Raw genomic sequence first — 26,963 nt, 5'->3', positions numbered from 1 at the left:
ACCCCGGGCTCCTCAGTGGAATCGTGCGTAGAGGGACAAGCCGAGCACCACCATGATCACCGGGCCGAGGAGGACGAGGGCGGCGAGCAGCGCGCCGCGGCCGGCCTGGTGCCCGTACGGGATCTGCCCGGCCGGGCGGCCGGCGACCGGCCACGGCTCGCGCATCTCGTCGCTGGTCGGCCGGTCGTCGAACGCCGGGTCGGCCCGGCCGCCCAGCGGCAGCCCGGCGGCCCAGCCGAACAGCTCGGCCAGCGCGGCGGGCGGGCTGTCCAGGCCCGACGCGAAGTAGCGGACCTCGCCCGCGGTGCGCTCCAGCGTGCGGATGGTGTTGCCGAGGCCCAGGCCCTCGAGCCAGCCGCGGGCGTCGCCGTCGAGGCCGCCGCCGACCGAGGTGCGCCGCAGCACGTCGGCCTTGGTGACGACCACCGCGATGCGCCGCTGCCGCCCCTGGTCATCGCGGGACCGCAGCTCGGTCAGCAGCCGCTGGAGCGTGTCGGAGGGATCCTCGTCGGAGGAGGCGGCGGCGTCCGCCGCCAACCGGCGCTCGTCCGTGGACAGCGCGAGCCGCAGTTCGGGCAGCGCGAACGGGTCGATGACGAACAACAGCGCCTCGCCGTGGTCGAGATAGCGCAGCCGTTCGACCTGGGTCGCGCCGGTGTGCAGCTCGCCGGCCGGGTCGAAGAGGTACAGGATGCGGTGCGCGGCCGGGAGGTTCAGGTCGAGCATGGTGGCGACGGGCAGCTCGGGGCCGGTCTTGGCGAGCCGCTCGCCGCGGTCGAGCTCGGCCACCGCGCCCGCGTACGCCCGTGCGTCCCGTGCCTCCACGAACTCCGCCCGGCCCTGCGCCCCGGCGGCGCTCGCGCGCAGCGCCCGTACGGCCAGGAACATCAGTGTCGTCTTGCCGGCCGCCGGCCCGCCGACGAACGGCAGCGGCTCGACGCGCGCGCGCCCGATCCGGCCGGGCAGCCGCCGCCGGCAGTGCGGGCAGTACGCGCCGAGCCGGAACCGGCCGAGCAGGATCGTCGTGGGCAGCCGGGTGCCGCAGCGGCACACGTGCCGGAAGGCGCCGAGACGGCCCGGAACGAGCCGCGCGTGCCGCTCCTCGCAGTTCGGGCAGGCGTACTCCGGCAGCGCGAACCGCTGGTAGCAGCCGGGATGCGGGCAGGCGAGCAGGATGCGGCGGTACCCCATCCAGACGCGCTCGACCGCGCCGAGGACGATGACGCAGGCCGACCACACGACCAGCCCCGGGACGACCATCAGGAGCATCGCCGCGCCGAACGCCAGCGCCGCCACGGCGAGCGGCACCGCCGCGAGCACGACGCCGGCGCACAGCCCGAACCACAGCGGGAACAGCGCGAGGCCCTGGGGGACCGGCAGCAGCGTCTCGGTCAGCGTGCCGATCGCCCAGCGGACCTGGGCCACGCACCAGGGCAGGGTGCGGCCTTCGAGACTCCGTACGTCACGCCACACCTGGAAGAGCAGATAGTGCGGGTACGCGGCGTCGGGCGGGCCGGGCGCCGGGCGCGGCACGGGGGAGGGCCCGGCGGCGTCGGTGGTCAGGAGGGTGCGCCACGCGGTCTGGAAGAAGCGGCCGAGCCCGAGACCGAACCCGGCCAGCAGCGCGAGCGCGAGCGCCAGCGGCACCACGAAGACGAACTCGGCCAGGACCAGGCCGACCCACAAGATGGCGACGAGCACGTAGACGAAGGGCACGGCCTCACGCCCCCCGCCGGCGCAGCGCCCGCCACGCGGAGGCGAGCTGCGGGTCGCGGTCGGTGAGCGCGGACTCGACGTGCCGCCGCGCGAACCGCCCGAGCCCGTCCCCCCACGCGGTGAGCCGGGACACCGGCGCGTGCGCCCGGTGCAGGCGCACCTCGATCTCGGCGAGGTCGACCCGGCTCATGCGGTCGCCGCCGGCGTCGAGCCAGTGCCCGGTCAGGTCGGCGCGTACGGTGTCGGGGGAGGCCGCCAGGATCGCGGCGCGCGACCGCGCGGAGCGCTCCGCGAGCGCGCCGGCCACGCTCGCGCACACCCGGCCGGTCAGCGGGTCGGCCGAGTCCATCCGGGCCAGGACGCGGGCCACGTCGTGCTCGCGCTCGGCGCGCAGCGCCTCCTCGCGGCCGAGTACGATCCGGGCGGGCCCGGCCAGCTCGGGCAGCCGGTCGCGGACCAGCTCGGCGAGGCGTACGGTCTCCTCGGCCTCCAGCGGCGCGGCCTCGAAGACCCGCCGCGGCAGCCGCCGCAGCGTCGCGAACCGCGCCATCGCGGGCCCGAGCCGCCCGATCAGCCGGGCGCAGTCGCCCGGGGTCGGCGGGGCGTCCCAGAGCGCGGCGAGGAGCTCGTCGATCTCGGGCAGGCCGTACGGCGCCAGATCGACCAGCCCGGCGGTGGCCTCGTGCCGGTCGCCGCGCGCGGACAGCACGAGCCCGCCGGTACGCGGCGCGCGCGTCCAGTCGTGCTCGCCGAGCGCGTCGCACGCCTCGGGGGTGAGCATGGCCCGGCGGGTCGCGGGCTCGGCCGCCTCCAGACCGGCGAGCACGCCGGAGACCACGGCCGCCCGCCAGGCGCCGGGCGTGGCGCGCAGGGCCGCGGCGACGTCACCGTCGCCGCGCCGCGCGCATGCCGCGGCGGAGGCCGTCACCGCCGCGGTCTCCAGGACGCCGCCCACCTGGTCGGCGAGGCGTACGGTCTCGGCCAGCGCGTCGAGCCCGGGCGCGGCGGCCACGGCGGCGCGGAACCGCTCCGGCAGCCCGTCGTCCAGCCGGAACGCCGGCAGGTCCGGCCGCAGCGCCGGATCGGCGAGCGCGAGCGCCACGCAGTGCTCGGCGATCTGCGGTGCGACGTCCGCGAGGGCGGTGGCGAGGTCGAATCCCAGGCCGGGCAGCGCGGGCGCCAGCGCGGGCCAGACCCAGCCGGGCGCCCCTCCGCGCCGTACGAGGCCCGCCGCGGCCGACTCCTCCGCAGCGGAGACGGAGGCGTCACCCCGGCAGAGCGCCAGTAGCGCCGCCGCGCCGTCCGCCGCCGTCAGCGCGCCGCCGTCCGGCCGGTCGCCGGCCCCGGAGGTGAGGAGCTCGCCGACGGCGTCGATGGCGTCCAGGTCGCCGGTGCGCCAGCAGTCGGCGAGCACACCGGCGAAGCGGCCGGGCTCGGCGCCGGCGTGGGGCTCGTCGAGGCGGAAGCCGCGGCCCGGCCAGGCGTCCGGCACCGTGCCCACCACGAGCTGCGGCGCGGACTCCGGGTCGGCGGTGTAGGTGGTGAACGACAGGTGCGCCGCCAGACCGGCGGGCAGGGAGTAGGACAGCAGCGCGATCCACCGGGCGATGAGCCCGGCGTCCCCGGCCACCAGCACCACCCGGCCGTGCCCTTCGGCGAGCGCGGCCGTCACGGCGTCCAGCAGCGCGGCGAGCCGGGCGTACGCGTCCTCGCGGGCGAGCCAGGCCACCAGCGAGTCGGGGTCGAACGCCTCTCCGGGCACCAGGTCAGGCGCGCCGCCCGCCGGGCCGGACCACACCGGCGACTCCCACAGCTCGATCGGCCGCAGTCCCTCCATCTCCTGCGGGGCCGCCACGACGGCGTGCCCGGCGAAGTTGCCGTAGCGGCCGGAGTAGTCACGGCCGGTGTAGCGGCAGCGGACCAGGACGGCGTGGTCGCCCTCCCGCCCGTAGGCGAGTGAGATCGGGAAGCGGGAGAGCTCCGCCGGGCCGGGCGCGGACGGCGCGGACGGCGGTGGCCGGTAGGTCATGTAGGGCGTGACGGCCAGGGTGACCTCCGGCGGTGTGCCGGGGGTGGTGGCGACGAACTGGAACCCCGACCGGCCGGTCGGGCCGGTCTCGGCCGAGGTGTACCGCAGGTCCCACGCCATCAGCGGACTCCGTCGAGCATCCCGAACTGGTGCAGCAGCCACAGCAGCGGATCCTCGACGCGGTAGGGGCGGATGCCGCCCGTGCCGACCGCGCCCTCGCGCGGCACGCCGCCGAGCGCCGACACCCCGAACAGGCCGTACTCGGCGTACTCGTGGCTCAGATAACGGTCCAGCTCACCGGCCTGCCAGTCGTACAGCAGCGCGCGTACCTGCTCCTGCACCGCCTCCCGGTCGCCCAGGTCGAGGGCGGCCACGGGAGTGCGGTCCTGCTGCAGCGCGCCGTCGAGCGGCAACGCGTCGATCTTGGTGAGGGCGACCGCGGCCGGCACCGGGAGCCGCCGCCCGTGCGGGAGGTCCCGGCCGACGTGCAGGAGCTCGGTGACGCGGGCGATGACGTTGATCGGCTCGCCGTCCGGGTCGCCGCCGCCCGCCTTCAGCTCCAGCGGGTCGACCAGGAAGATGATCGCGTCGGCCGCCGCGAGGTAACGCAGGTGCAGGTCGGTCACGTCGCGGCTGCGCAGGTCCTCGCCCGCGGTGTCGAACAGCACCAGCGTCAGTGACATGTCCTGCTGCCGCATGCGACGGCGCCGGGTGCGGGTGAGGAGGTACACCAGCGGGTCGCGCGGGGTGGTCACCGCGCTGGCGGTGGCGGGCAGCAGCCGGCGGTCGCCGAACAGGGGCCGGTGGAAGTCGCGCTTGTAGCGCTCGATCGTACGGTCGTCGCAGGCGACCAGGGCGGTGCCCAGCTCGGCGCCGATGCGGTGCGACAGCTCGTGCAGCAGCACCGCGATGTAGGTGCTCTTGCCGGAGTTCTTCGCCCCGACCAGCGCCACGATCTTGCCGGGCGTCTCGCAGTACGCCCCCGGCAGTGGGTTGTGGCACTCGGGGCACACGCGCCGGGCGGTGTCCTGCCCGCACTCGGGGCAGGCCGCGCGGCGCACCATGTTTCGCCCCACGGTCCACCCCACGTTTCGCCCCACGTTTCGCCCCAGCCGACGCCCGGCGTCGGGCGCGGCGAAGACCGGCGGCAGCGAGGCCGCCGCGGCCGAGCCGGTGTAGGCGGCGAGCTTGTCATCCAGGCGCGGCGCGCAGCCGGGCCCGCGCCCGGGGCTGCCCGCGCAGCGGAAGGCGATCCGCTCGCGGGCCAGGCGCGCGAAGCAGTAGGGACAGGTGATGGAGGCCATCAGCCCACCTTCAGGTGGCGGACCGGGGGGTCGCGCAGCTCGATTGTCGCGTCTTCGGCGAAGCAGCGTAGCCAGAACGGCCGGGGCAGCCGCGGCATCGCGGCCTGCAGGCGTACGGGGAGTTCGAGGTCCTCCCAGCTCATCACGGTCTCGCCGTCGGCGACGCGCTGCGGCATCGGGCCGGACCGCGCGACCAGCACGAGGCGCCCCAGCCGCGCGGGCGCCGGGGCGGACAGCGAGACGACGAGCGGGCCCCGCAGCCGCGACCGCCGGAGCTCGTACCCGACGATCGTCCGGCCGGGCACCACGACCGTGACCGGTGTGCCGGTGACCCGGCGGCCGTACGCGGTCGCGGCGGCGGCCACCTCGACCGTCACCGTCTCGCCGCCGGGCGCCGCGAGGCGTACGCCGCCGTGCGCGTCGTAGCCGGCCCGGCCGACCGGCATCCGGAGCGTGTCGCCGTCGCCGCACCGCCAGCTGATCTCGGCCTCGGTGACCTCGGCGGGCCAGTCGAAGCCCAGCACGACCACCTCGCCGCGCCGCTGGGTGACCAGCTCGCGCGGCGGCGTGAGGTTGACGTGCTCGCGGTGCGCGCCGATCGTGGCGACGTCGCCGCTGACCGACACCGCGAGCAGCACGCCGGGGCCGGTCCGCAGCGCGACGCCGCCGGGCACCGGGGCCGTGTGCAGGACGCGCCCGGCCCGGTGCACCTCCTCGACCGCGAGCGTCGTGCCGGCCGGCCACGGGGGCGGGCCGCTCATCGCGAGCATCTCCACCTGGCCGTGCCGGGGCTCGTCATAGGTGACGACGAGGTGCCCGGCCGGGTCCTGCTCGACGCTGAGGTCGCCGACCGGGTCGGGCCGGGCGGCCGGCGTCGCCGCCGCGTGCACGCCGTCGGTGATGGTCTCGTGGCCGTCGGCGCCGAGGTAGGCGGCGGCGATGCGGTAGTGGTACGTCGTGCCGTTGCGGACCGTCTCGTCGCGGAAGGCGTTTCGCTCGGACGGGATCGGCGTGCCGTCGCGCGTGACCAGGACGCGTACGGCCTCCGGCGGGCAGGTCCAGTGGGCCGCGACCACGCCGTCGGCGGCGCGCAGGAACAGCTCGGAGGGCTCGGGGCGTACGTGCAGCGGGCCGGCGGCCGAGGCGGGCGAGGCCGCGGTGCCGCGCACCGCGAACACCGCGTAGAAGAGCGGGGCGTTCAGCGGCGGGGCCGTGTCGCGGGCGAAGGCGTCGCCGCAGCGCAGGGCCTCGCCGTCGCCGGGGTGGCGGGGGGTCCGCCCGAGGCAGCGGGTGACGATGTAGCCGATCTCCCCGACCCGCGACGGCGTCGGCGGCCACGACAGCGCCACCTCCCCGTCCTCGACGGTCGCCTCCAGCCGGCCGGGCGTGCGGGGCGGCAGCCCGGCCTGCACGTCGGCGGCGCCGGGCAGGTCGCCGACGAGCCGCAGCGCGTCGGCGAGCCGCAGCCACGCCGCGTCGGGATCGGTCAGAACGAGTGTGGAGGCCTCCTGCCGCAGGGCGGTGGCGGCCGAGATGCGGCGTTTAGCCTCGGCGGCCAGGATCTCCGCGTCGCCGGTCAGCTCGGCCGGGCCGGCCGCGCCGGCCAGCTCGGCGGCGGCGTGGATCTCACCGCCGTCGATCAGGGCCCGCAGCCGCGCGGCGAGGCCGCCCGGCGGCCCGCTCTCGCGCAGCACCGCGAAGACGAGCCGCCGCGCGTCGCCGTCGTCCACGCCCAGGTCGTCGGCGGCGAACCGCAGCAGCGCGCCCTCCGAGGCCCGCTGCTGGTGGCGCTCGCGCAGCCGCTCCGCCACGTCGAACAGGATCAGCTCACCGAGCCGGTCGCCGACCCGCTTGAGCGCGATCAGCACGGTGTCGGCGTTGGTGCGGTTGCCGTCGTGCGGCCGGCGGCTCCACTGCTCGCCGACCTGCCGGATCGCCGGCCGCAGGTCGAGCGTCGCGCTGAGCACCCGGCCGGCGCGCGGCTCCCCGGTGACGAACTCCCGCAGGTGCCGCGAACCGAGGGCGTCGAGCGCGTCACGGGCGCGCGGGTAGGCGGGGTAGGGCGGCGTGGACGGCAGCGCGTCGGGCTCGCGGATCTCGATGCCCGCCTCGCGCGCCAGCTCCGCGGCCTCACCGCCGATCTCGCGCAGGTCGCCCGGCGCCAGCATCCGCATCTCGCCCGCGGCGTCGAGCAGGCGGTGACGGAGCTCGTCGCGCCGGCGGCCGGCCTTCTCCGTCGTGGTGGTCAGCTCGGCGCGCAGCGGCGCGAGGTCGCCCAGCACGGCCCGCTCGAACAGCGGCGCGAGCCTCAGGTGGTCGCCCTCCAGCCGGTCGATGAGCCGGCGGAAGCGGAGCTGCCCGCGCGACTTGCGCCAGCACATCCGCACCTGCTTGACGCTGTCCGCCACCTCGCGTGAGTTGAGCGGCTCGATCAGGGCATAGCGGACACGCAGATCGTCGGGCGGCTGGTTGCCGGCGACCCGGGCGGGGTCCAGCACCTCGCGGACGTAACGCTGTTCGTCGAAGACCATGTTCGTACGAGCTGATCCCCTCAGTCCACGCGGACGTGGGCCAGGTCCGTACGGGAGTCCTGGACGTCGTCCTCCGACATGCCTCCGACGCGCACGTCGAGGGTGAGCTCTTCGGCGGTCTCCTTCTCGATCGCGGTCACGTGCAGCAGACCGGACGTGTCGAGCGCGAACGTCACCTCGATCGGATAGCCCGCCGGTTTGCCGGGCGGGATCTTCAGCTCGCCGTCCGCGATCGGGTTGTTGTGCGCGACCTCGGTCGACTCGGCGCTGCCGGCCTGCTCGACCACGATGATCTTGACGATCGTCTGGTCCTCGTCGACCGTGCCGAACTCGCGGGACTTGCCGCGCGGCAGCGCGTCGTTGGCGTGGACGAGGTGGACGACGTGCTCCTGCTCGGTCACCGGGTCCAGGGCGATCACGCCGAAGGCGCGGGAGGCGACCGTCGTGATCTGGCGGGCCGCCATGCGCTCCTGCTCGGCCTCGGACAGGCCGGCGCGGGCGGCCAGGTCGAGCGCCTTCTCGGTCTCGCCCTTGGCCAGGAGCTGGCGGTAGGTCTCCTCGAAGGCGTACAGCGCCGCGCCCTTGGCGACCGCGAGGTCGGGGTCCTGCAGCCTCGGCTTGAGCGACAGCTCGTTGGACAGCCGCTGCGGCACCGCCGGCATCTTGGTCGAGCCGCCGACGAGCACCAGGTCGTCGTAGTCGCCGACGCCCTTCTCCGCGGCCGTGGCGAGCGTGCGGCCGGTGATCTCGATCGTGCGGTCGAGCAGGTCCTTGGTGATCTCCTCGAACTTGTCGCGGCTCAGCTCGATCGTGGCCACCCGGCCCTCGTGCATGACGCGGACGACGTGCTGCGTGCGCAGCGACAGGGCCTTCTTGGCCTCCTCCGCGTCGTGCCGGAGCTGCTGCTCGGTGTGCCGGTCCTCGAGCGGGTCGCCGACGTCGGGGTGCTCGTCGGCGAAGCGCTCGGCGAGGTATTCGACCAGGCGGGAGTCCCAGTCGGCGCCGCCGAGCTCGTGGTCGCCGTCGGTGCACACGACGCCGATGTCGCCGTCGCGCAGGGTGATCACGGTCGTGTCGAAGGTGCCGCCGCCCAGGTCGTAGACCAAGATGGTGCGGTCCTGGTCGGGGTTGAGCACGCCGTAGGTGATCGCCGCGGCGACCGGCTCGGAGATGATGTCGATGACGTTGAGCCCGGCGATGTGGCCGGCCTTGCGGGTCGCGTCGCGCTCGGCCGCGCCGAAGTAGGCGGGGACGGTGATGACGACGTCGCCGGCCTCCTCGCCGGTGGTGGCCGTCGCGTCGGAGACCAGCTTGCGCAGGACGAACGCGGAGATCTCCTCGGGGGAGTAGTCGCGCCCGTGCAGCTCGCGCGTCACCTCGTGCCCCATGTCGCGCTTGATCAGGCTCACCACCAGGTCGGGGGAGAGCACCGCGGTGTCCTTGGCCGGGGCGCCGACGACGACGTTGTCGCCGGTCTCGAAATAGACGACGGAGGGCGTGGTGTCGGTGCCCTCCATGTTGCGCAGGACGGTGGGCCGGCCGACCTCGCCGATGCGCGCTATGCACGAGTGCGTCGTGCCCAGATCGATTCCGTAGACAGTCATGTCAATCCCCTCCGACCGGGTCGGCCGCCACCCGGGCGACGATCACCTCGGCCCGTCGTACGACCTTCTCGCCACGGACGAATCCGGCGCGCTGGACCGTCACGACGGTGCCGTGGAGCTCCGCGTCGTCCACATCGCAGGTGCCGGCGGGGCGGTGCCTCGCCGGGTCGAACGGATCGCCCTCGTCTACGGGCATGCGTTCGACCCCCGTGCGTGCGATGATCTCGGCCAGCTCGTCGGCGATCGCCGCCAGGAGCTTGGGTACGTGTGCTGGATCCGCCTCGTCCCGCTCCGACTCACGCCGGACCAGGTCGTAAAGGCGGTAGAGCGATGTGCGCACCGGCTCGAAGGCGGCCTGCAGCTCGTTGTGCCGCAGCCGCTGGTTCTCCTCGTGCAGCCGGTCGATGACGCGCTCACGGTGCGTGGCCCGGTCGTGCTCGCGGCCGGCCGCCTGGGTAAGGTCGGCCAGCACACTGTGTATTCGTTCGAGAGATGCCGCGATGACCCCATCGGCCGTGGCCGACGGGGACTCGGTCCCGTCTTTGGGGGAAGAGGGGTCATCGGGCATGGATCTCGCACCATAACTCTGAGTGAGCGAACTCGCCACTCCCCATTGTGTCCATGCCCGGATGCGGACACCAGCCTTATCCGAACTTCGCTTGGTCCAAGTGGAATAACTCGTCCACCGGGCTTGACAGACCGTTGACTTCCAGATCCACCCGTTCTAGGACAGAACGACACTGTTCCGGCACAGGCAGAGAGGCCCAGCCGATGCGCCAGCTCAGCGCGCTCGACGCGCAATTCCTGAATATCGAATCCGGCGGGACCGTCGCCCATATCGCCGGCCTGGCGATTCTCGACGCGTCCGGTACGCCGAATGGCGCGCTGACCTTGGAGGATCTGCTCGATCTCGTACGGCGGAGACTGCCGCGGATCGAGCAGTTCCGCTGGCGGCTGGCCGAGGTGCCGCTCGGGCTGGACCACCCGTACTGGACCGAGGACCCCGACTTCGACCTGGAGTTCCACGTACGGGAGATCGCGCTGCCCGCGCCCGGTGACGACGAGCAACTCGGCGAGCAGCTCGCACGCCTGCACCAGCGCCCGCTCGACCGCCGCCGTCCCCTGTGGGAGATGTACCTCGTGCAGGGCCTGGCCGGCGGCCGGACCGCGATGTACGCCAAGATCCATCACGCCCTGATCGACGGCGTCACCGCCGCGCAGGTCGTGGCCGCCCTCCTGGACCTGGAACCGTCGCCGCCCCAGGCCGACGCCGACGACGACTGGCACCCCGAGCCGCCGCCGGGCCAGTGGGGCATGCTCGCCGGCGCCGCCGCGCGCGCCGCGGTCCACCCCCTGCGCACGGCGGGCGCGCTGCTGCGGGCGGTCCCGCACCTGGACGCGCTGCCGGTCGTCGGGCGGCTCCCGGGGATCGGCCTGGTCGCCGGCACGGGACGCACCGCCGCGCGTACGGGCGAGATGCCGCCCCCGCCGAACCTGAGCGTGCCCCGCACGCCGTTCAACGGCCCGGTGACCGCGCACCGCCGCGTCGCGTTCGGGTCGCTGCCGCTGGAGGAGATCAAGGCGGTACGCCACAAGCTGGGCATCAGCGTCAACGACGTGATCATGGCGCTGTGCGCCTCGGCGCTGCGGCGGTGGCTGATCGACCACGAGGCACTGCCCGCGCGGCCGCTCGTCGCGGCGGTCCCGGTGTCCACCCGCGAGACCGAGGACGGCTCGCACGGCAACCAGATCTCGGCGATGTTCACCTCGGTGCCCACGCACCTGGCCGACCCGAGGGAGCGCGTCGCGGCCGTACGGAGCACGATGGACGTCGCCAAGCAGCGCCTCGGCGCGACGCCGGACCAGTGGCTGGCGCAGCTGACCGCCACGGTGCCGCCGGCGTTCGGGAGCCTTGCCGCGCGTGCGCTGTTCCGGCTGGCCCCGGCCGCCGTACCGCCGATCAACCTGGTCATCTCGAACGTGCCGGGCCCGCAGTTCCCGCTGTACCTGTGCGGCGCGCAGGTGCTCGGCTACTACCCGATCTCGGTGATCAGCGACGTGAGCGGCGGCCTCAACATCACGGTCTTCTCCTACAACGGCAGCGTCGACGTCGGGATCGTGGCGTGCCGGGACATGGTCCCGGACGTGTGGAGCATCGTCGACCACCTGCGCGAGGCGCTGGACGAGCTGACCGCCCTCTCCGCCGAGCCCTAGAAGCTCAGCGGGGCAGTCTCAGCCAGAGGTCCGGCGGGCCCTGGACGGCGCGGCCGTCGGGCGGGCGCAGGCCGGCGTAGGCGAGGGTGTACGCGACGGCGTTGCCCGACGTCAGGTGGCCGGCCAGGACCTCGCGGGCCGTCGCGTCGGGGAACGGGTCGCCTCCCGGGTGCAGGTCCCACTTCTCGCACGCGCCGTCGCGGAAGACGCAGCCCTGGCTTCCGCTCTTGGGGTTGACGTAGAGCCCGTAGGCGAAGGTGCCCGCCGACAGCGGGGCCATGACCTCGGACAGCTGCGGGGCGTACCCCCAGGGCTGGGTGATGACGCAGCCGCCCGGCACGTCGGTGGCGCCGACGATCTTCAGGTCGTCGTCCGGCCGCGGCGGCTCGTGGCAGGGACCGGCCTCGGTGACGGCGAATGGCGTGGCGTCCAACCGCCGTACCGCCTCGGCCGCCCCGATGCCCGCGACGCACGCCAGGCCCAGGCCGTCGAGGTGATCGGCGAAGATCTCGGTCAGCCGCGGAGCGGCGGCGGCCATGGCCGCCTCCTCCCCGGACAGCGCGGCCTCGTTTCCGGGCAGAGTGAACAGGCCGGGGCTCGCGAGGGCGAGCCGTCCGGGCGACCAGCCCGCCATCATCGGCCGCCACGGGTCCGCGCCGGCAGCCAGCAGGGCGCGCACGTTGTCCGGGCGGCGGTGGTAGACGGCGTTCCAGAGCGCGGTGCGGCCCCGGTTCACGGCGTCGACGTCGGTCACGCGCCCGGCGAGTTCGGCGACGACCTCGGGGGAACCTTCCTCGGCCGCGACGTGTAACGGCCGCTCGTCGTCCCAGACCGGGCCGTCGGGGTCGGCTCCGGCGTCGAGCAGCGCCCGGATCCTGGCGAGATCGCCCCAGGATCCGTGGACGACGCCCGACCATCCGGGCCGATCGCCGGCCATGCGCCTAGCGGACGGCCGCGCCGGGCTGGCGCTGCCGTTCGGCCATCACGGCCAGCACGTGCTCCACCAGCGTGATCAGCACCTGCTTGCCCGACTCGCGCTTACGCACGTCGCACAGGATGACCGGGATCTTCGGGTCCAGGTCGAGGGCGGCACGGATCTCCTCGGAGTCATACCTCAGCGCGCCGTCGAAGCAGTTGACCCCGATGATGAACGGGAGCCGCCGGCGCTCGAAGTAGTCGATCGAGGGGAAGCAGTCGGCCAGCCGACGGGTGTCGGCCAGCACGACCGCGCCCAGCGCGCCGAGCGCGAGTTCGTCCCACATGAACCAGAAGCGGTCCTGGCCGGGTGTGCCGAACAGGTAGAGGACCAGGCCGTCCCGGATGGTGATACGGCCGAAGTCCATCGCCACGGTCGTGGTGGTCTTGCGCTCGACGCCAGAGACGTCGTCGACGCCAACGCTGCGATCGGTGAGCTGTTCCTCGGTCCGCAACGGCTTGATCTCGCTGACCGCGCCGACCATGCTCGTCTTGCCGACACCGAATCCACCCGCCACGAGAATCTTCACGGCGAGCGGCATCGCAGCGCCCCGGGAGGGGTCAGAGCGCTTGGAGTCCATTAAGCACTTCCTTCAAAAGCCGTTCATTGGGAAGACGGTTGTCCGGCTCGGGCCGCCGTACAGCGATCAAGCCGTATTCGAGTAGATCACCGAGAAGCACCCGGACGACGCCCAGGGGGAGCCTCATTTTCGCGGACACCTCCGCCACCGAGAGCGGCCGGACGCACATCTCCAGGATCGCGAGATGCTCCGGGCCCGCCCCGGCGGGTGCGAACGTCGAGGTCGCGGCCGTCGCGATGATCGCGATCAGCTCGAAACCCTCCCGGGACGAGCGGGTGCGACCTCGCGTCAGCGCGTAGGGCCGGACAACCGGCCCCGCCTCGTCGTCGAGCCATTCGCTCATTCAACTGCCTCGCCTGAAGGCTTCGCACTGCGGGGCCGGAGAAGCCGCCTCCGCCCGTCTGTGTGAGGACCTCAGCGCATAGGTGTGACCGTTCCCCTGGCTCATCCCGCGTCACGATTCCACGGCCGAGCGAGGAAGGGTGGACATGTGCTGCCCCACCCGCTTGACCAGCATCGCCATCTCGTACGCGATGAGGCCCACGTCCGCGTCGGACCCGGCCAGGACGGCGAGACACGCGCCCGACCCGGCGGCGGTCACGAACAGGAAGGCATGGTCCATCTCGACGATGGTCTGGCGTACCGCGCCGCCGCCGAACTGACGCCCCGCGCTGCGCGCGAGGCTCTGGAAGCTGGCGGCTACCGCGGACAGGTGCTCGGCGTTCTCACGGGTGAGCCCCGTGGAGGCGCCGACCAGTAGCCCGTCGCTCGACAGCACGACCGCCTGGTGCACCTGGGCGACCTGCTTGACGAGACTGTCCAGCAGCCAGTTGAGTTCCCCCGCAGAACCCGCTGACATCAGATGTCCTCCTCTTCGTGGTCGGTCGTGGTCTCCTCGGCGTCCGAGCGACCGCGCAGCCAACCCTTCTGGATGGAGCTCAGCATCGTGCGGAGCTCGTCGGGCGAACGCTCACCGCTCGCGGTGTCACTGACCGGTTCGACCTCGTCGCGAAGCTGTGGTGCCAGACTCGCCTGGCGCACGCGACGGGGCAGTGAGGGCTTGCCCGCGCCGTTCTCCGGGGCGGGCGCAGGGGTCTCCTGCTCGTACGCCGGCGCCTGCTCGTCGGACTCCTCGACCGGCTCGAACACGGAGCGGCCGCCCACCGGCACGTCCCCGGTCGGGATGCCCGGCATCTGCTCGCCGGCGCTGCGGCGTGGCAGAGGCGGGCGTCCGGCCTCACCGGCGGGCGGAAGCGACCAGTGCCCGGTGTCGGGCCCCGCGTCGTACCCGCCGTCGCCCGCGCCGAACTGTCCGGAGGCGGGGCCCGGGTCCTGGTAGGCCGGTTCACCCGACCCGAACGCGTTGGTCTCGTACGGCGTCGGGTCGTACCCGCTCCCGTACGCCGGGCCGGCCTCGTGCGGGTTCGCCTCGTAAGGACCGGCCTCGTAAGGGTTCGCCTCGTAGGGGCTCGGCGGCGGCGCGTCGTACCGGCGCGGGCCCGTGTCGTACGACGGCGCGTCGAACTGTCCGGTGTCGTACGGCACCGGAAGTGCGCCGGTGCCGTAGTGCGCCGGACCCTGCGGCGCCGGACCCTGCGGAGAACCAGGCGGCGGACCCAGTGGCGGGCCCGGCGGAGGCTCGTACGCGGCGGGCGCGACCTCGTTGTGCCGCTGGGGGAGCGGCGGGCGCTCGCCGCCACCGGGCGCCAGCGGCATCGGCCCGGTGTTGTTGCGGTTGTCGTAGGAGGAGGGCGGCCCGATCGCGCCGATCGGCACGAGAGCGTCCTCGCCCCGGCGGGTCACCGCGAGGCGACCGGAGTCGCCCAGCTCGGCCTGGTCGGTACGGACCACGATCGAGTCGGGCAGCAGTACGATCGCGGTCGTCCCGCCGTACGGCGACGTGCGGAGCGTGACCTGGATGGAGTGCCGCTGGGCCAGCCGGCCGACGACGAACAGTCCGAGCTGCGCGCTGTTGGACAGGTCGAAGTCCGGCGGCCGGGCCAGTTTCTCGTTGGCCTGCGCCAGCGAGGCCGGGTCCATGCTCAGACCGCGGTCCTCCACCTCGATCGCGAAGCCGTGCGCGACGACCTGGCCGGTGACCTGAACGGTCGTGTCCGGCGGGGAGTAGAGCGTGGCGTTCTCGATCAGCTCGGCGAGCAGGTGGATGAGGTCGGCGACCGCGGGACCGGAGATGGCGACCCGCGGCATCGTCGTGACCGTGACCCGTGCGTAGTCCTCGACCTCGGCCGCGGCGGCGCGGCCGACGTCGACGGCCGGGACCGGGTTGCGCCAGCCTCGTCCGGGCGCCTGCCCGGAGAGGATGATCAGGCCTTCCGCGTGACGGCGCATGCGGGTGGCGAGGTGGTCGAGGCGGAAGAGGTCGTCCAGTTCCTCCGGCTCGGAGATCCGCCGCTCCATGGCGTCGAGCAGGGCCAGCTGCCGGTGCAGCAGCGCCTGGTTGCGGCGCGCCAGGTTGAGGAAGACCTCGCTGATGCTGCGGCGCAGCGTCGCCTCCTCGACCGCGCCCTGGATGGCGGTGCGGCGGGCGGCGTTGAATGCCTGGCCGACCTGGTCGATCTCGCGGGTGCTGAACGACAGCGGCGGCGCCTCGGCCGCCACGTCGACGTCCTCACCACGGCGCAGCCGCCGGATGACGCCGGGCAGCTTCTCATTGGCCAGGTCGAGCGCGGCGCGCCGCAGCCCGGTCAGCTCGCGGATGACCGAGCGGCCGACCCACAGCGACAGGATCAGCGACGCGATGACCGCGACCAGGCCGAGGGCGCCGGCCAGGACCACGCGCAGGATGATGCCGTTCGAGATCGGCTTCGACCGGTCGTTGGCGGCCGAGGTCGAGACCAGCTCCAGGCCACGGAACCTCGTGAGCACCGAGGAGACCGTGGTGTGCCACTCGGCCTGGGTGCTCGGCGTGATCTTGGCGCCGACCGGCATCCCGGCCGTCGGCGTCTGCGTGGTCGTGCCCATGCCCGCCGGCCGTTTCGGCGCCGGCATGTTGTCGGTGAAGCGGTTCTCCAGCGACTGGAGCCGGGTGTACTCCGGCGTGCTCGTGATCCTCTGGTAGAGGGCACGGTCGTCGGGGCGCAGGTCCGGCAGCAGGTCGGCGTACAGGTTGCGCTGGGTGCCGACGAGCTTGGTGAACTGCACGTGCTCGGGGAAGGTGAGCTGACCGGCGGCGAGCGCGCCGGACAGCAGCGCGTCCTCCTGTGACAGCACCTCGCGGGCACGGGCCAGGGCGACCTGTGTGCTGGCGTCCTTGGTGACCTCGGGGTCGCTCAGTGTCGCCAGCGAGGCCTGCAGCTGGTTGATCGTGGAGATCGTGGTCGTGTACCGGGTGAAGACCTGCGCCCGGGTGACGGACGCGCCGTCGACCTGGCGGCGTCTGGCCGGCAGGCTGTCCAGGTACTGCAGGATCTCCTTGGTCCAGTCCCGCGCTTGGGGACTGATGACGTTCTGCGCGTCTTTGTCGACGGCCAGGCGACGGAACTGCTCCGCCTGCCGGTCGGTGACGAGACGCCCCGATTCCATTGCGGCCCGGTCGCCTTCGGCCTTGCTGCCGAGGAACACCAAGGACAACCGGCGTTCCTGTTCCAGAGCGCTGCCCAGCGCTCCGGACGGATATCCGAGATGGTCCTGGATGGTGTTCACGTGCCGCAGGTTGAGGCCGTCACCCAAGGTGATATTCGCTGCGAAGGCCCACAACGTGCTCAGTGACACGAGAGGCACGATCAGCAGCAGGATGATCTTGAATCGAACTGACCGGAATACGCGGCCGGCCTGGAACCGAGACGGCCGCTCACTGACATCTGATCCCACTCGACGGTCCTTTGATTGCACCGCGCCAGGCTCGACTTTCAGTTAGACGGAGGGGGACCCCGATGGACGGATGAAACACCCAAAGCGAACGCGCAGGACTCTACTACGCAGCGCTTCGAAGGCCGACCATGTCCGTAAATATCTCCCTACCAAGCGCAGCATCGTACGACGAAATAGAGGGGTAGCAGGTCAGATATTGCCTGGTAGCGCGGCATGTCATGGGTTGGGTGCAACTGGCCCGGCCAAGACTCAAATAACGGACGTTCGGTGACAAGCGCCCCACGGGCCCCTCGGACAACCTCTAGACTCCGCCATCGTGATCTATGACGACCAGCCCCCGGAGACGCTCCCTGTACGCGGGCGCTCATCGCTCCCCAGCGGGCGACACCGTCGGCCGGCGTCCGCCGATCTTCCGCCGGACGCCCCCGTCCTCGTGCTGGCGGTCCCCGGCGACCAGCCGGACGTCGCCGACGAGATCGCCTCTCTCACGCGGGCCGCACGCGCCGAACTCGACGTGCGGGTCGCACCTCTCAGAGGTTCGAGATTCGCCGAGACGTTGCGCGGTCTTCCTGAAGACCGTTCCGCCGTGGTGGTGCCGCTGGTCACCGGCCCGCACCCACAGGTCTACCGCGACATAGACGCGGGTCTGGATGAGGCCGGGGTGCCGGCGGTGGTCACCGACCCGCTCGGCCCCCACCCTCTGCTCGCCGAGGCCCTGCACGTACGGCTCGCCGACGCCGGTCTGGCCCGCGCGGACCGCATCCGGCAGTTCAGCATCGGTGCCGCGGTCGACGGCGTGATCGTCGCCGCGATCGGCGGCACGGAGGCGGCACTCCAGGCCGACATGACGGCCGTGCTCCTCGCCGCCCGGCTCGCCGTCCCGGTGGTCACCGCCGCGGTCGACGGCCCGCCGACGGTGTCGGACGCCGTGGCGCGGCTGCGCGAGGCCGGTGCCCAGCGGCTCGCCGTGGCGCCGTACGTGATCGGCCCCGAGCTCGACCACGAGCAACTCGCCAAACTCGCCGCCGAGGCCGGACTCGGCTGCGGGGCTCCACTCGGCGCGCACAGCTCGGTGGTGCGCCTCATCAACCTCCGATACGAAGTGGCCCTGGAACAGCTGGAAAGCAGCAGGGAACCGGACCAGGACGAGGAACGGTCATGAGACTGACGAGGCTCGCCTGCGCGGCTGCACTCATCCTGGCCGTCGGCGCCTGCGGCGCCGGCGGTTCGGAAGGCAAGCAGGCGTCGGCGCCACGGCTCAACGCCCAACAGGAGATCGGGGCCTCCGAAGGCACCCTCAACCTCGTCATCTGGGCGGGCTACGCCGAGAACGGGTCGACGGACCCGACCGTCGACTGGGTCCATGGCTTCCAGCGCAGGACCGGCTGCCGGGTCAACGCAAAGGTCGCCGACACGTCCGACTCGATGGTCGCGCTGATGAACTCCGGCCAGTACGACGGCGTCTCGGCCTCCGGCGACGCCTCGCTGCGGCTCATCTACAGCGGCACGGTCGCCCCGGTGAACACGAATCTGCTCCGCAACTACGGCGACGTCGCGCCGTACCTGCGGGACCAGCCGTACAACTCGGTCAAGGGCCAGATGTACGGCATGCCGCACGGTTACGGGGCCAACTACCTCACCTACCGCACCGACAAGATCCCGCAGAAGCCCACCTCGTGGAGCATCGTCTGGGACAAGAAGTCCGCGGCAGCGGACCACGTCGTCGACTACGACTCCCCGATCTACATCGCCGACGCCGCGCTCTACCTCAAGTCGCACCGTCCGGACCTGAAGATCACCGACGTGTACGAGCTGACGCAGGAGCAGTTCGACGCGGCCATCGACCTGCTGAAGCAGCAGCGGCCCAACGTCAACCAGTACTGGTCGAACTACCTGGACGAGATCCAGTCGTTCAAGGCGGGTGACAACTACGCGGGCACCGCCTGGCAGGTGACCGCCCAGCTCGCCAAGTCCGAGGGCGCGCCGATCGCGACGACGATCCCGCAGGAGGGCGCGACCGGCTGGTCGGACACGTGGATGATCGCCACCCGCGCCGAGCACCCGAACTGCATGTACAAGTGGATGAACTGGATCAGCGAGCCGAAGATCCAGGCCGCGGTGGCCCAGTGGTTCGGCGAGGCGCCGGCCAACCCCAAGGCGTGCCAGTACGCCGCGAAGGGGTTCTGCTCGCAGTTCCACGTCGGTGACGTCGACTTCTACCGGCGTCTGGCCTTCTGGAAGACTCCGGTGGCGGACTGCGGCGACTCTCGCGGCGCCGTCTGCGTGGACTACTCCAAATGGACCGAGCTCTGGTCGCAGATCAAGGGTTGAGCAGCACAATGAAGATTGAGGACAGCGGCGGGGCGTCGGCCGTGAGCCTGCGCGGGGTCCGCAAGACCTTCGGCGACGTCACCGCCGTGGACAACGTGGACCTGGACGTACGCGACGGAGAGTTCTTCGCGATGCTCGGCCCGTCCGGCTCCGGCAAGACGACCGTGCTGCGGATGATCGCCGGGTTCGAGACGCCGACCGAGGGCCACGTGCGCCTCGGCGGCCGCGACGTCACCCGCCAGGCGCCCTTCGACCGTGACGTGAACACGGTCTTCCAGGACTACGCGCTGTTCCCGCACATGAACGTGCTCGCCAACGTGGAGTACGGCCTCAAGGTCAAGAAGGTCCCCGCGAAGGAGCGCCGCGAACGCGCGCTCCGGGCGCTGGCGACCGTACGCCTCGAGGGCTATGACAAGCGCAAGCCGGGCCAGCTGTCCGGCGGGCAGCGGCAGCGCGTCGCCCTCGCCCGCGCGCTGGTCAACCGGCCCAAGGTGCTGCTCCTGGACGAGCCGCTCGGCGCCCTCGACCTCAAGCTCCGCGAGGAGATGCAGGTCGAGCTGAAGGCCATCCAGCGCCAGATCGGCATCACGTTCCTGTTCGTCACGCACGACCAGGAGGAGGCGCTCACGATGAGCGACCGGATCGCGGTGTTCAACGCGGGCCGGATCGAGCAGATCGGGACGCCCGCGGAGGTGTACGAACAGCCGGCCTCGGCGTTCGTGGCCGGGTTCGTCGGCACCTCCAACCTCATCGAGGGCGAAGCGGCCCTCTCCATTCTCGGCCGGGAGGGCGTCTACAGCGTCCGCCCGGAAAAGCTCCGCGTCGACACCGAACTCGACGCGGAACTGCCCGAAGGCGACCACTCCGCGGTAGGTACCGTCGCGGAGGTCGTCTACGCGGGGGCGGCCACCCGATTCGTCGTGGACCTCGACGCGGGTGGCCGGCTGGTGGCCATGCAGCAGAACTTGCAGGCCTCTTCGATGGACGTGCTCAAGCTGCGCGACGCCCGGGTCAGGCTCGCATGGCGGCGGGAGCACGAATTCTCCATCACCGGTCCGATGTGACCCCGATGTGACACCGGCCGGTCTCTGACCGGCCGACCGTCACGCCGCGGTCCCCTCATCGCGGCGTCCACCGGAAGAACCCTCATCCGATACCCCCATTTTTTGATCGGAGTCCCCATGCGGTCCACGCGCCTCGCGGTCATCGCGATGGCAGCCGTCGCACTGCTCGCCGCCGGTTGCGGCAACGACAGCGGCACCTCGAAGAGCAGTGGCGGCAGCGACGCCGGCTTCACGCCACCGAAGATCTCCGCGTTGCAGACCCTCGGCCAGGGCGAAGGCCAGGTCAACCTCGTAGCCTGGGCGGGCTATGCCGAGGACGGCTCGAACGACAAGACGGTCGACTGGGTCCACCCGTTCGAGAAGGCGACCGGCTGCAAGGTCAACACCAAGGTCGCCGGCACGTCCGACGAGATGGTCAACCTGATGAAGACCGGGCAGTACGACGCCGTGTCGGCATCGGGCGACGCGTCGCTGCGGCTCATCGCCGGCGGCTCGGTCGCGCCGGTCAACACGAACCTCGTGCCCAACTACAAGGACATCTTCCCCGACCTGAAGATGAAGCCCTGGAACTCCGTCAACGGCGTGGCCTACGGCATCCCGCACGGCCGCGGCGCCAACCTGCTGATGTGGCGGACCGACAAGGTCAAGCCCGCCCCGACCTCCTGGGGCGCGGTCTTCGACGCGAACTCCCCTTACAAGGGCCACATCACCGCGTACGACTCGCCGATCTACATCGCCGACGCGGCGCTGTACCTGTCGGCCACGCAGCCGAACCTCGGCATCAAGGACCCGTACGCGCTGGACCAGAAGCAGTTCGACGCGTCGGTCAACCTGCTCAAGCAGCAGAAGAACAACATCGGTGAGTACTGGTCGGACTACCTCAAGTCCCAGCAGTCCTTCAAGAGCGGCGACACCGTCCTCGGCACCACCTGGCAGGTGATCGCGAACGGACTGACCGCCGACAAGGCGCCGGTCAAGACGATCCTGCCGGCCGAGGGTTCGACCGGCTGGTCGGACACCTGGATGGTCGCGGCCAAGGCCCAGCACCCGAACTGCGCGTACAAGTGGATGGACTGGATCGTCTCGCCGAAGGCGAACGCCCAGGTCGCCGAGTGGTTCGGCGAGGCGCCGTCCAACAGCAAGGCGTGCGCGCTGACGAGTGACAAGACGTTCTGCGACACCTACCACGCCGCGGACGAGCCGTACTGGACCAAGGTCCACTACTGGAACACCCCGATCTCCCAGTGCCTCGACGGTCGCAAGAACGTCAAGTGCGTCGACTACGCCAAGTGGACGCAGGCCTGGACCCAGATCAAGGGCTGATGACCATCTGATGGCTGGCATCACCTCGCCCGGCGGGCCGGTTCGCCGGCTCGCCGGGCTGTTCCACCGGCGGCCCTGGATCCGGCTCGCCGGACTGCTGTCCGCGCCACTGCTGTGGCTCGTCGTGGCCTACCTCGGCTCGCTCGCGGCGCTGTTCGTCACCGCGTTCTGGACCACGAACGAGTTCACCGGCGACGTGGTCAAGGTCTTCGACCTGGGCAACTTCCAGGACCTCGTGAACCAGAGCGTCTACCGGACGATCACGCTGCGAAGCGTCGGCGTCGCGGTGGCGGTGACGGTCATCGACAGCGTCGTGGCCTTCCCGATGGCGTTCTACATGGCCAAGGTCGCCTCGCCGCGCGCCCAGCGCTGGCTGGTCATCGCCGTGCTCACGCCGCTGTGGGCGGGCTACCTCGTCAAGGCGTACGCCTGGCGGATCATGTTCTCCGGCTCCGGCGTGCTCGACTGGTTCCTCAGCCCGGTCGGCGGCCACGGCCCGGGGTACGGCCTGCCGGCGACCATCGTGACGCTGGCCTACCTCTGGCTGCCGTACATGATCCTGCCCGTCTACGCAGGGCTGGAGCGGCTGCCGAACTCCCTGCTCGACGCGGCGGGAGACCTGGGCGCGCACTCGTTCCGCAGCTTCCGCACGGTCGTGTGGCCGCTCGCCTTCCCGGCGGTCGTCGCCGGATCGATCTTCACGTTCTCGCTGTCCCTCGGCGACTACATCGCGGTGAAGATCGTCGGTGGCCGCAGCCAGCTCATCGGCAACGTGGTCTACGACAACGTCGGCACCGCGAACAACCTGCCGTTCGCCGCGGCCGTCGCGACCGTGCCGGTCGCGGTCATGGTCATCTATCTGCTCGCGGTCCGCCGCACCGGCGCCCTGGAGAACTTGTGAGTCTCTCGCGAGGAGCCCGCATCGCCCTGCGCGTGGCGATGATCCTCGGGCTCGCCGTCATCTACGTGCCGCTGTTCGTCGTGCTCATCAACTCCTTCAACGCGGACAAGACGTTCGCCTGGCCGCCGACGCACCTGACCGGCGAGTGGTGGACGCGCGCGTGGCAGAACGGCGGCGTGCGCTCGGCGCTGTGGACATCGGTGAAGGCCGGGCTCGGCGCCACGGCGGTCGCCTGCGTACTCGGCACGATGGCGGCCTTCGCCGTGCAGCGCTACCGGTTCTTCGGCCGGGAGACCGTGTCGCTGCTGGTCATCCTGCCGATCGCGCTGCCCGGCATCGTGACCGGCATCGCGCTCAACAACGCCTTCCGTACGGTGCTGGCGCCGCTCGGCATCCAGCTCGGCCTGTTCACCGTCGTGGTCGGGCACGCGACCTTCTGCATCGTCACCATTTACAACAACGTGCTGGCCCGGCTGCGGCGGATGGGCACCAGTACCGAGGAGGCCTCGGCCGACCTCGGCGCGGACACGTTCCAGACGTTCAGGTACGTTACGTTTCCGCTGCTCCGTTCCGCGCTGCTCGCCGGTGGCCTGCTGTCGTTCGCGCTCTCGTTCGACGAGATCATCGTGACCACCTTCACGTCCGGCGCGGGCGTGGAGACGCTGCCCATCTGGATCTTCGACAACCTTTTCCGGCCCAACCAGGCGCCCATCGTCAACGTGGTGGCCGCCGCACTCATCGTGCTCTCGGTGGTGCCCGTCTACATCGCCCAGCGCATCTCCGGAGACACCCGCGCCATCTGAGGAGGACGCAATGAAGCGCACCGTCCGAAACTTCGTCAACGGCTCGCATTCGGACGCCACCGACGGTCGTACCGCCGACCTGATCAGCCCGGTCACGGGTGAGGTGTTCGGCACCGCCCCGGTCTCGGGCCAGGCCGACGTCGACACGGCGTTCTCCGCCGCGGCCTCCGCCTTCGAGGGCTGGCGCGACACGACGCCGGGCGAGCGCCAGCTCGCGCTGCTGCGCATCGCGGACGCCTTCGAGGCCCGCGCCGACGAGCTCGTCGCGCTGGAGTCGGAGAACACCGGCAAGCCGCTCGGCCTGACGGCGTCGGAGGAGATCCCTCTGATGCTCGACCAGCTCCGTTTCTTCGCCGGCGCCGCGCGCGTCTTGGAGGGCCGGTCGGCGGGGGAGTACATGGCCGGCCACACCTCGATGGTCCGGCGTGAGCCGATCGGGGTGTGCGCGCAGGTCACGCCGTGGAACTACCCGATGATGATGGCGGTGTGGAAGTTCGCCCCGGCGATCGCGGCGGGCAACGCCGTCGTGATCAAACCCTCGGACACGACCCCGGCCACGACGTCGCTGATGGCCGAGATCGCGGCGGAGTTCCTGCCGCCGGGCGTGTTCAACGTCGTCTGCGGCGACCGTGACACGGGCCGCCTGCTCGTGGAGCACCCGACGCCGCAGATGGTCTCGATCACCGGTTCGGTGCGCGCGGGCATCGAGGTGGCGCGGTCGGCCGCCAACGACCTGAAGAACATCCACCTGGAGCTCGGCGGCAAGGCGCCGGTCGTCGTCTTCGACGACGCGGACGTCGAGGCCGCCGCCGCGGCCATCGCCGAGGCCGGCTACTTCAACGCGGGCCAGGACTGCACCGCCGCGACCCGCGTCCTCGCCGGTCCCGGTGTGCACGACGACTTCGCCGCGGCCCTGGCCGAGGTCGCCGCCGCGACCAAGACCGGCCTGCCGGACGACGAGGACGTGCTGTACGGCCCGCTGAACAACGCGAACCAGTTCGACCGCGTGAGCGGCATCATCGACCGGCTGCCGTCGCACGCGTCCGTGCGCGCCGGCGGCTCGCGCGCCCGTGAGCAGGGCTACTTCTACTCACCCACGGTCGTGTCCGGCCTGCGGCAGGACGACGAGGCGGTCCAGGACGAGATCTTCGGCCCGGTCATCACGGTGCAGAGGTTCTCCGACGAGGACGAGGCGGTCCGCTGGGCCAACGGCGTGCGCTACGGCCTCGCCTCCTCGGTCTGGACCCGCGACCACGGCCGCGCGATGCGGATGGCCAAGCGCCTCGACTTCGGCTGCGTGTGGATCAACACCCACATCCCGCTCGTCGCCGAGATGCCGCACGGCGGCTTCAAGCACTCCGGCCACGGCAAGGACCTGTCGATGTACGGCTTCGAGGACTACACCCGCGTCAAGCACGTGATGTCCAACATCGAGGCCTGACCTCCACCTGACGCGCCGGGGACCGCCCGCCCCGGCGCGTCAGCTCGTCTGCTCCTCCTCCTGGTCCAGGAGGAGGAGCAGGTGGGAGACGTCTCGCGCGGAGTTCACCGTGCCGGCGAACGTCGGCGTCGCCTGGATCCGGAAGCGCCCGCCGTGTGAGCGGTACCAGGACGTCCACGCGCTCCCGCCCGTCCGGCAGGAGAACGCGACCGGGAGCTTGGACGTGGCCATGGCCGAGTCCGTACACCGGGAGACGACGCGGCCGGAGGCCTCGCGGAAGTCCACGGTCGTGACGACGTGGATCGCTCCCGAACCGCCCCACGCGTCCGGCTGCACCTTGCCGCTGACCGTGCACCCCGCCGGACCGCACGCGCTGAACCGGGGTTTCCCGCCGGTCGGCTCGAAGATGACGTTGGGGTTGTAGGCGTCCTGGAGGTCCGCGAACGTCCTTGCGCAGCGCCGCGAAGAACGCGGTCGTCTCCCGGAGCGGCGCGAGGTCGAAGGAGAACGTGTTGCTGACCGTACGGCCCTGCACCCGCAGGACGCGGTGTGGTGCCTTCGCGGAGACGAAGTACGTCAGCCCGGCGGCGGTGAGACGGATGGCCCCGACGCCGTTCAGCGATGTCCTCGCCGGGGCGAGCACGGTGCCCGGGTCCAGCAGGTTCTGCCCGAGGTGTTCGGGGGAAAGGCTGCTCAGGCCCAGCTCTGCGTAGCCGTCCGGCGCCTTGGCCCACCGGCCGCCGGCCTCGTCGGCGATCGCGGGCGACTCGCCGTGGGCCTTCCAGAAGTTCGTCCCGGCCCTGAGGTAGGTGGTGGCGTCGATGTCGACCCGGCTCACCTGCTCGCCGCCGGCCGCGTACGAGCCGCGAGCCGTGCCGGCGCCGCCGACCGTGAACGTCGCCGGGCCTCCGCCGTACGTGCCGTCGAGGGACAGGGCGGGCGCCTTCGTGAGCGCGCCGCCCGCCTCGCGCGCCGCCCTGCCGTACGCCTTCTCCGGGTCCCCGCCGGTCAGGCGGACGACGGTCACCACCAGGGTGATCCCGGCGAGGCCGCAGGCCACGGCGAGGACACGTCTTCTCCTGCCTCGCGACGGAGGTTCCGGGCGTCCGCCCGGCCCGTCCATCGCCTCGGCGACGCCGGGGCTCACCGGCTCGAAACTCACGGTTCCCCCCTGGATCCGCTCGATGTCGAGGTGACCGTACGCCCGGACGAAGCGCCCGATACGTTACAGAGCGCTTCCGTTATCCGACGGAGACCGGCGCCGTCGACGGCGACCGAAGACGCACGCTGGAGGCGTTTGCATGCGCAAGACGATGGTCGATGTTCCCGCTCAGGACGGGACCGCCGACGCGTACCTGGTCCGGCCCGACGGCGAGGGACCGTACGCCGGGGTGCTGATGTTCCAGGACGGGTTCGGCCTGCGGCCGCGGCTGGAGGAGATGGCCGACCGGATCGCCGAGCGCGGGTACGCGGTGCTCGTGCCGAACCTGTTCTACCGGTCCGGGCGCGCGCCGCTGTTCGACACGTCGCGGCTCCGTGAGCCCGAGCAGCGGGAGAAGACCATCCAGCAGGTCATGAAGCTGGCCGGCGGCCTGACCCCGGCGGCGATCGTCGGCGACACCGAGGCGTACCTGGACTTCCTCGCCGCCCAGGACGGCGTCGACCCCGGGCCCGTGGTGATCACCGGGTACTGCATGGGCGCGATGAACGCGCTGCGCGCTATCGAGGCCTATCCCGGGCGCATCGCGGGGGCGGCGTGCTTCCACGGAGGACGGCTCGTCACCGACCAGCCGGACAGCCCGCACCTGCGGGTCGGCGAGATCACCGGCGAGGTCTACCTCGGGCACGCCGACGAGGACCCGTCGATGACGCGGGAGCAGATCGCCACGCTGGAGACGGCGCTCGACGCGGCCGGCGTGACCTACCGCTCGGAGGTGTACGACGGCGCCCCGCACGGCTACACGATGTCGGACACGTCCACGTACGACGAGGACGGCGAGCGGCGGCACTGGACGAACCTGTTCGAGCTGCTGGACCGCGTCCAGGCGAAACGGCGTTAGGAGGGCGGCGCGGCGGCCCGCAGCGGCGGGACGGGAGGCATCTCGGAGGCGCCGTCGATGTCGTCGAGGGTCATCCGGAACGCCTCCGGGTAGGCGTCGCGCCGGGTACGGCGGGCGGGCTCGCTCGTACGCCACATGTAGTGGCACTGCCGGCACTGCAGGACGTCCCAGACGTCGGGGATGGGCGAGGAGAAGATCTCCTCGACGATCCGGTACGCACAGCGCGGGCAGATCGTGGTGTCGTCCATGGTGGCG

The 26,963-nt window shown here is 72.0% G+C and carries 22 protein-coding genes; 9 read left to right on the top strand and 13 right to left on the bottom strand.

Annotated features, from left to right (window positions below; genetic code table 11):
• Nucleotides 1-12 precede the first annotated feature (12 nt).
• From QWU11_RS06410 to grpE, 6 genes are read right to left on the bottom strand one after another with little or no spacing between them, the layout of a single operon-like run.
• Nucleotides 13-1,716: a hypothetical protein gene (locus tag QWU11_RS06410; RefSeq protein ID WP_290104098.1), complete on the bottom strand. Its 1,704-nt coding sequence runs from the start codon at nt 1,714-1,716 to the stop codon at nt 13-15.
• A gap of 4 nt (nt 1,717-1,720) precedes the next feature.
• A complete protein-coding gene (locus QWU11_RS06405; RefSeq protein WP_290104097.1) occupies nt 1,721-3,865 on the bottom strand; it encodes a hypothetical protein in 2,145 nt (714 codons plus the stop codon).
• On the bottom strand, nt 3,865-5,049 hold the full coding sequence (locus QWU11_RS06400; protein ID WP_290104096.1) for a GTPase: 1,185 nt from the start codon (nt 5,047-5,049) through the stop codon (nt 3,865-3,867). Before QWU11_RS06400 ends, QWU11_RS06405 begins: the two co-directional genes overlap by 1 nt.
• Nucleotides 5,049-7,580, bottom strand: coding sequence for a hypothetical protein (locus tag QWU11_RS06395; protein ID WP_290104095.1), 2,532 nt, complete (start codon nt 7,578-7,580; stop codon nt 5,049-5,051). Before QWU11_RS06395 ends, QWU11_RS06400 begins: the two co-directional genes overlap by 1 nt.
• Before the next feature lie 20 nt (nt 7,581-7,600).
• Nucleotides 7,601-9,184, bottom strand: coding sequence for an Hsp70 family protein (locus QWU11_RS06390; protein WP_290104094.1), 1,584 nt, complete (start codon nt 9,182-9,184; stop codon nt 7,601-7,603).
• 1 nt (nt 9,185) lies between these two features.
• Complete coding sequence (grpE, locus tag QWU11_RS06385) at nt 9,186-9,656, bottom strand: nucleotide exchange factor GrpE (RefSeq protein ID WP_290104093.1); 471 nt, start codon at nt 9,654-9,656, stop codon at nt 9,186-9,188.
• A 299-nt stretch (nt 9,657-9,955) separates the two neighbouring features.
• On the opposite strand from grpE, the gene QWU11_RS06380 reads away from it, so the two are divergent.
• Nucleotides 9,956-11,398: a wax ester/triacylglycerol synthase family O-acyltransferase gene (locus QWU11_RS06380; RefSeq protein ID WP_290104092.1), complete on the top strand. Its 1,443-nt coding sequence runs from the start codon at nt 9,956-9,958 to the stop codon at nt 11,396-11,398.
• A 4-nt stretch (nt 11,399-11,402) separates the two neighbouring features.
• Here QWU11_RS06380 and QWU11_RS06375 read toward each other — a convergent pair whose 3' ends face one another.
• The 5 genes from QWU11_RS06375 to QWU11_RS06355 form a co-directional block, all read right to left on the bottom strand.
• Nucleotides 11,403-12,335, bottom strand: coding sequence for an ankyrin repeat domain-containing protein (locus tag QWU11_RS06375; RefSeq protein WP_290104091.1), 933 nt, complete (start codon nt 12,333-12,335; stop codon nt 11,403-11,405).
• Nucleotides 12,336-12,339: 4 nt separating this feature from the next.
• Entirely contained in the window at nt 12,340-12,954 is a 615-nt protein-coding gene (locus QWU11_RS06370) for an ATP/GTP-binding protein (RefSeq protein WP_290104090.1), read from the bottom strand.
• The gene (locus QWU11_RS06365; RefSeq protein WP_290104089.1) at nt 12,935-13,297 is read right to left on the bottom strand and encodes a DUF742 domain-containing protein; all 363 of its coding nucleotides are present in this window, start codon (nt 13,295-13,297) and stop codon (nt 12,935-12,937) included. The genes QWU11_RS06370 and QWU11_RS06365 overlap by 20 nt, the downstream gene beginning before the upstream one ends.
• 111 nt (nt 13,298-13,408) lie before the next feature.
• Nucleotides 13,409-13,813: a roadblock/LC7 domain-containing protein gene (locus tag QWU11_RS06360; protein WP_290104088.1), complete on the bottom strand. Its 405-nt coding sequence runs from the start codon at nt 13,811-13,813 to the stop codon at nt 13,409-13,411.
• The gene (locus QWU11_RS06355; RefSeq protein WP_290104087.1) at nt 13,813-16,617 is read right to left on the bottom strand and encodes a nitrate- and nitrite sensing domain-containing protein; all 2,805 of its coding nucleotides are present in this window, start codon (nt 16,615-16,617) and stop codon (nt 13,813-13,815) included. Before QWU11_RS06355 ends, QWU11_RS06360 begins: the two co-directional genes overlap by 1 nt.
• A gap of 484 nt (nt 16,618-17,101) precedes the next feature.
• Between QWU11_RS06355 and QWU11_RS06350 the strand changes: the two genes are divergently transcribed.
• The 7 genes from QWU11_RS06350 to QWU11_RS06320 all read left to right on the top strand — a co-directional run bounded on the left by QWU11_RS06350 (nt 17,102) and on the right by QWU11_RS06320 (nt 24,648).
• Nucleotides 17,102-17,947, top strand: a complete 846-nt coding sequence (locus QWU11_RS06350; protein WP_290104086.1) for a hypothetical protein — start codon at nt 17,102-17,104, stop codon at nt 17,945-17,947.
• Nucleotides 17,944-19,116, top strand: a complete 1,173-nt coding sequence (locus QWU11_RS06345; RefSeq protein WP_290104085.1) for an ABC transporter substrate-binding protein — start codon at nt 17,944-17,946, stop codon at nt 19,114-19,116. The genes QWU11_RS06350 and QWU11_RS06345 overlap by 4 nt, the downstream gene beginning before the upstream one ends.
• An 8-nt stretch (nt 19,117-19,124) precedes the next feature.
• Nucleotides 19,125-20,180, top strand: coding sequence for an ABC transporter ATP-binding protein (locus tag QWU11_RS06340; RefSeq protein WP_290104084.1), 1,056 nt, complete (start codon nt 19,125-19,127; stop codon nt 20,178-20,180).
• 117 nt (nt 20,181-20,297) lie between these two features.
• Complete coding sequence (locus QWU11_RS06335) at nt 20,298-21,503, top strand: ABC transporter substrate-binding protein (RefSeq protein WP_290104083.1); 1,206 nt, start codon at nt 20,298-20,300, stop codon at nt 21,501-21,503.
• A 10-nt stretch (nt 21,504-21,513) separates the two neighbouring features.
• Complete coding sequence (locus QWU11_RS06330; RefSeq protein ID WP_290104082.1) at nt 21,514-22,404, top strand: ABC transporter permease; 891 nt, start codon at nt 21,514-21,516, stop codon at nt 22,402-22,404.
• Nucleotides 22,401-23,207, top strand: coding sequence for an ABC transporter permease (locus QWU11_RS06325; protein ID WP_290104081.1), 807 nt, complete (start codon nt 22,401-22,403; stop codon nt 23,205-23,207). Before QWU11_RS06330 ends, QWU11_RS06325 begins: the two co-directional genes overlap by 4 nt.
• A gap of 10 nt (nt 23,208-23,217) precedes the next feature.
• The gene (locus QWU11_RS06320) at nt 23,218-24,648 is read left to right on the top strand and encodes a gamma-aminobutyraldehyde dehydrogenase (RefSeq protein ID WP_290104080.1); all 1,431 of its coding nucleotides are present in this window, start codon (nt 23,218-23,220) and stop codon (nt 24,646-24,648) included.
• Here QWU11_RS06320 and QWU11_RS06315 read toward each other — a convergent pair.
• The gene (locus QWU11_RS06315; protein WP_290104079.1) at nt 24,617-25,810 is read right to left on the bottom strand and encodes a hypothetical protein; all 1,194 of its coding nucleotides are present in this window, start codon (nt 25,808-25,810) and stop codon (nt 24,617-24,619) included. The two genes, QWU11_RS06320 and QWU11_RS06315, sit on opposite strands and share 32 nt — an antisense overlap.
• A 139-nt stretch (nt 25,811-25,949) precedes the next feature.
• On the opposite strand from QWU11_RS06315, the gene QWU11_RS06310 reads away from it, so the two are divergent.
• Nucleotides 25,950-26,708 (top strand): dienelactone hydrolase family protein, encoded by a 759-nt coding sequence (locus QWU11_RS06310; protein ID WP_290104078.1) that lies wholly within the window; start codon nt 25,950-25,952, stop codon nt 26,706-26,708.
• Here QWU11_RS06310 and QWU11_RS06305 read toward each other — a convergent pair.
• A complete protein-coding gene (locus QWU11_RS06305; protein WP_290104077.1) occupies nt 26,705-26,956 on the bottom strand; it encodes a non-oxidative hydroxyarylic acid decarboxylases subunit D in 252 nt (83 codons plus the stop codon). The two genes, QWU11_RS06310 and QWU11_RS06305, sit on opposite strands and share 4 nt — an antisense overlap.
• Nucleotides 26,957-26,963: the final 7 nt, after the last annotated feature.

This window comes from Actinomadura sp. DC4, from assembly GCF_030406325.1.
GTDB lineage: Bacteria > Actinomycetota > Actinomycetes > Streptosporangiales > Streptosporangiaceae > Actinoallomurus.
This window is presented reverse-complemented; position numbering and strand designations above follow the sequence as displayed.

Coding starts and splice junctions, on each gene's coding strand:
- QWU11_RS06405 (WP_290104097.1), bottom strand. CDS start 3,865: ATGGCGTGGGACCTGCGGTACACCTCGGCCGAGACCGGCCCGACCGGC.
- QWU11_RS06400 (WP_290104096.1), bottom strand. CDS start 5,049: ATGGCCTCCATCACCTGTCCCTACTGCTTCGCGCGCCTGGCCCGCGAG.
- QWU11_RS06395 (WP_290104095.1), bottom strand. CDS start 7,580: ATGGTCTTCGACGAACAGCGTTACGTCCGCGAGGTGCTGGACCCCGCC.
- QWU11_RS06390 (WP_290104094.1), bottom strand. CDS start 9,184: ATGACTGTCTACGGAATCGATCTGGGCACGACGCACTCGTGCATAGCG.
- QWU11_RS06380 (WP_290104092.1), top strand. CDS start 9,956: ATGCGCCAGCTCAGCGCGCTCGACGCGCAATTCCTGAATATCGAATCC.
- QWU11_RS06375 (WP_290104091.1), bottom strand. CDS start 12,335: ATGGCCGGCGATCGGCCCGGATGGTCGGGCGTCGTCCACGGATCCTGG.
- QWU11_RS06370 (WP_290104090.1), bottom strand. CDS start 12,954: ATGGACTCCAAGCGCTCTGACCCCTCCCGGGGCGCTGCGATGCCGCTC.
- QWU11_RS06365 (WP_290104089.1), bottom strand. CDS start 13,297: ATGAGCGAATGGCTCGACGACGAGGCGGGGCCGGTTGTCCGGCCCTAC.
- QWU11_RS06360 (WP_290104088.1), bottom strand. CDS start 13,813: ATGTCAGCGGGTTCTGCGGGGGAACTCAACTGGCTGCTGGACAGTCTC.
- QWU11_RS06345 (WP_290104085.1), top strand. CDS start 17,944: ATGAGACTGACGAGGCTCGCCTGCGCGGCTGCACTCATCCTGGCCGTC.
- QWU11_RS06340 (WP_290104084.1), top strand. CDS start 19,125: ATGAAGATTGAGGACAGCGGCGGGGCGTCGGCCGTGAGCCTGCGCGGG.
- QWU11_RS06335 (WP_290104083.1), top strand. CDS start 20,298: ATGCGGTCCACGCGCCTCGCGGTCATCGCGATGGCAGCCGTCGCACTG.
- QWU11_RS06330 (WP_290104082.1), top strand. CDS start 21,514: ATGGCTGGCATCACCTCGCCCGGCGGGCCGGTTCGCCGGCTCGCCGGG.
- QWU11_RS06320 (WP_290104080.1), top strand. CDS start 23,218: ATGAAGCGCACCGTCCGAAACTTCGTCAACGGCTCGCATTCGGACGCC.
- QWU11_RS06310 (WP_290104078.1), top strand. CDS start 25,950: ATGCGCAAGACGATGGTCGATGTTCCCGCTCAGGACGGGACCGCCGAC.
- QWU11_RS06305 (WP_290104077.1), bottom strand. CDS start 26,956: ATGGACGACACCACGATCTGCCCGCGCTGTGCGTACCGGATCGTCGAG.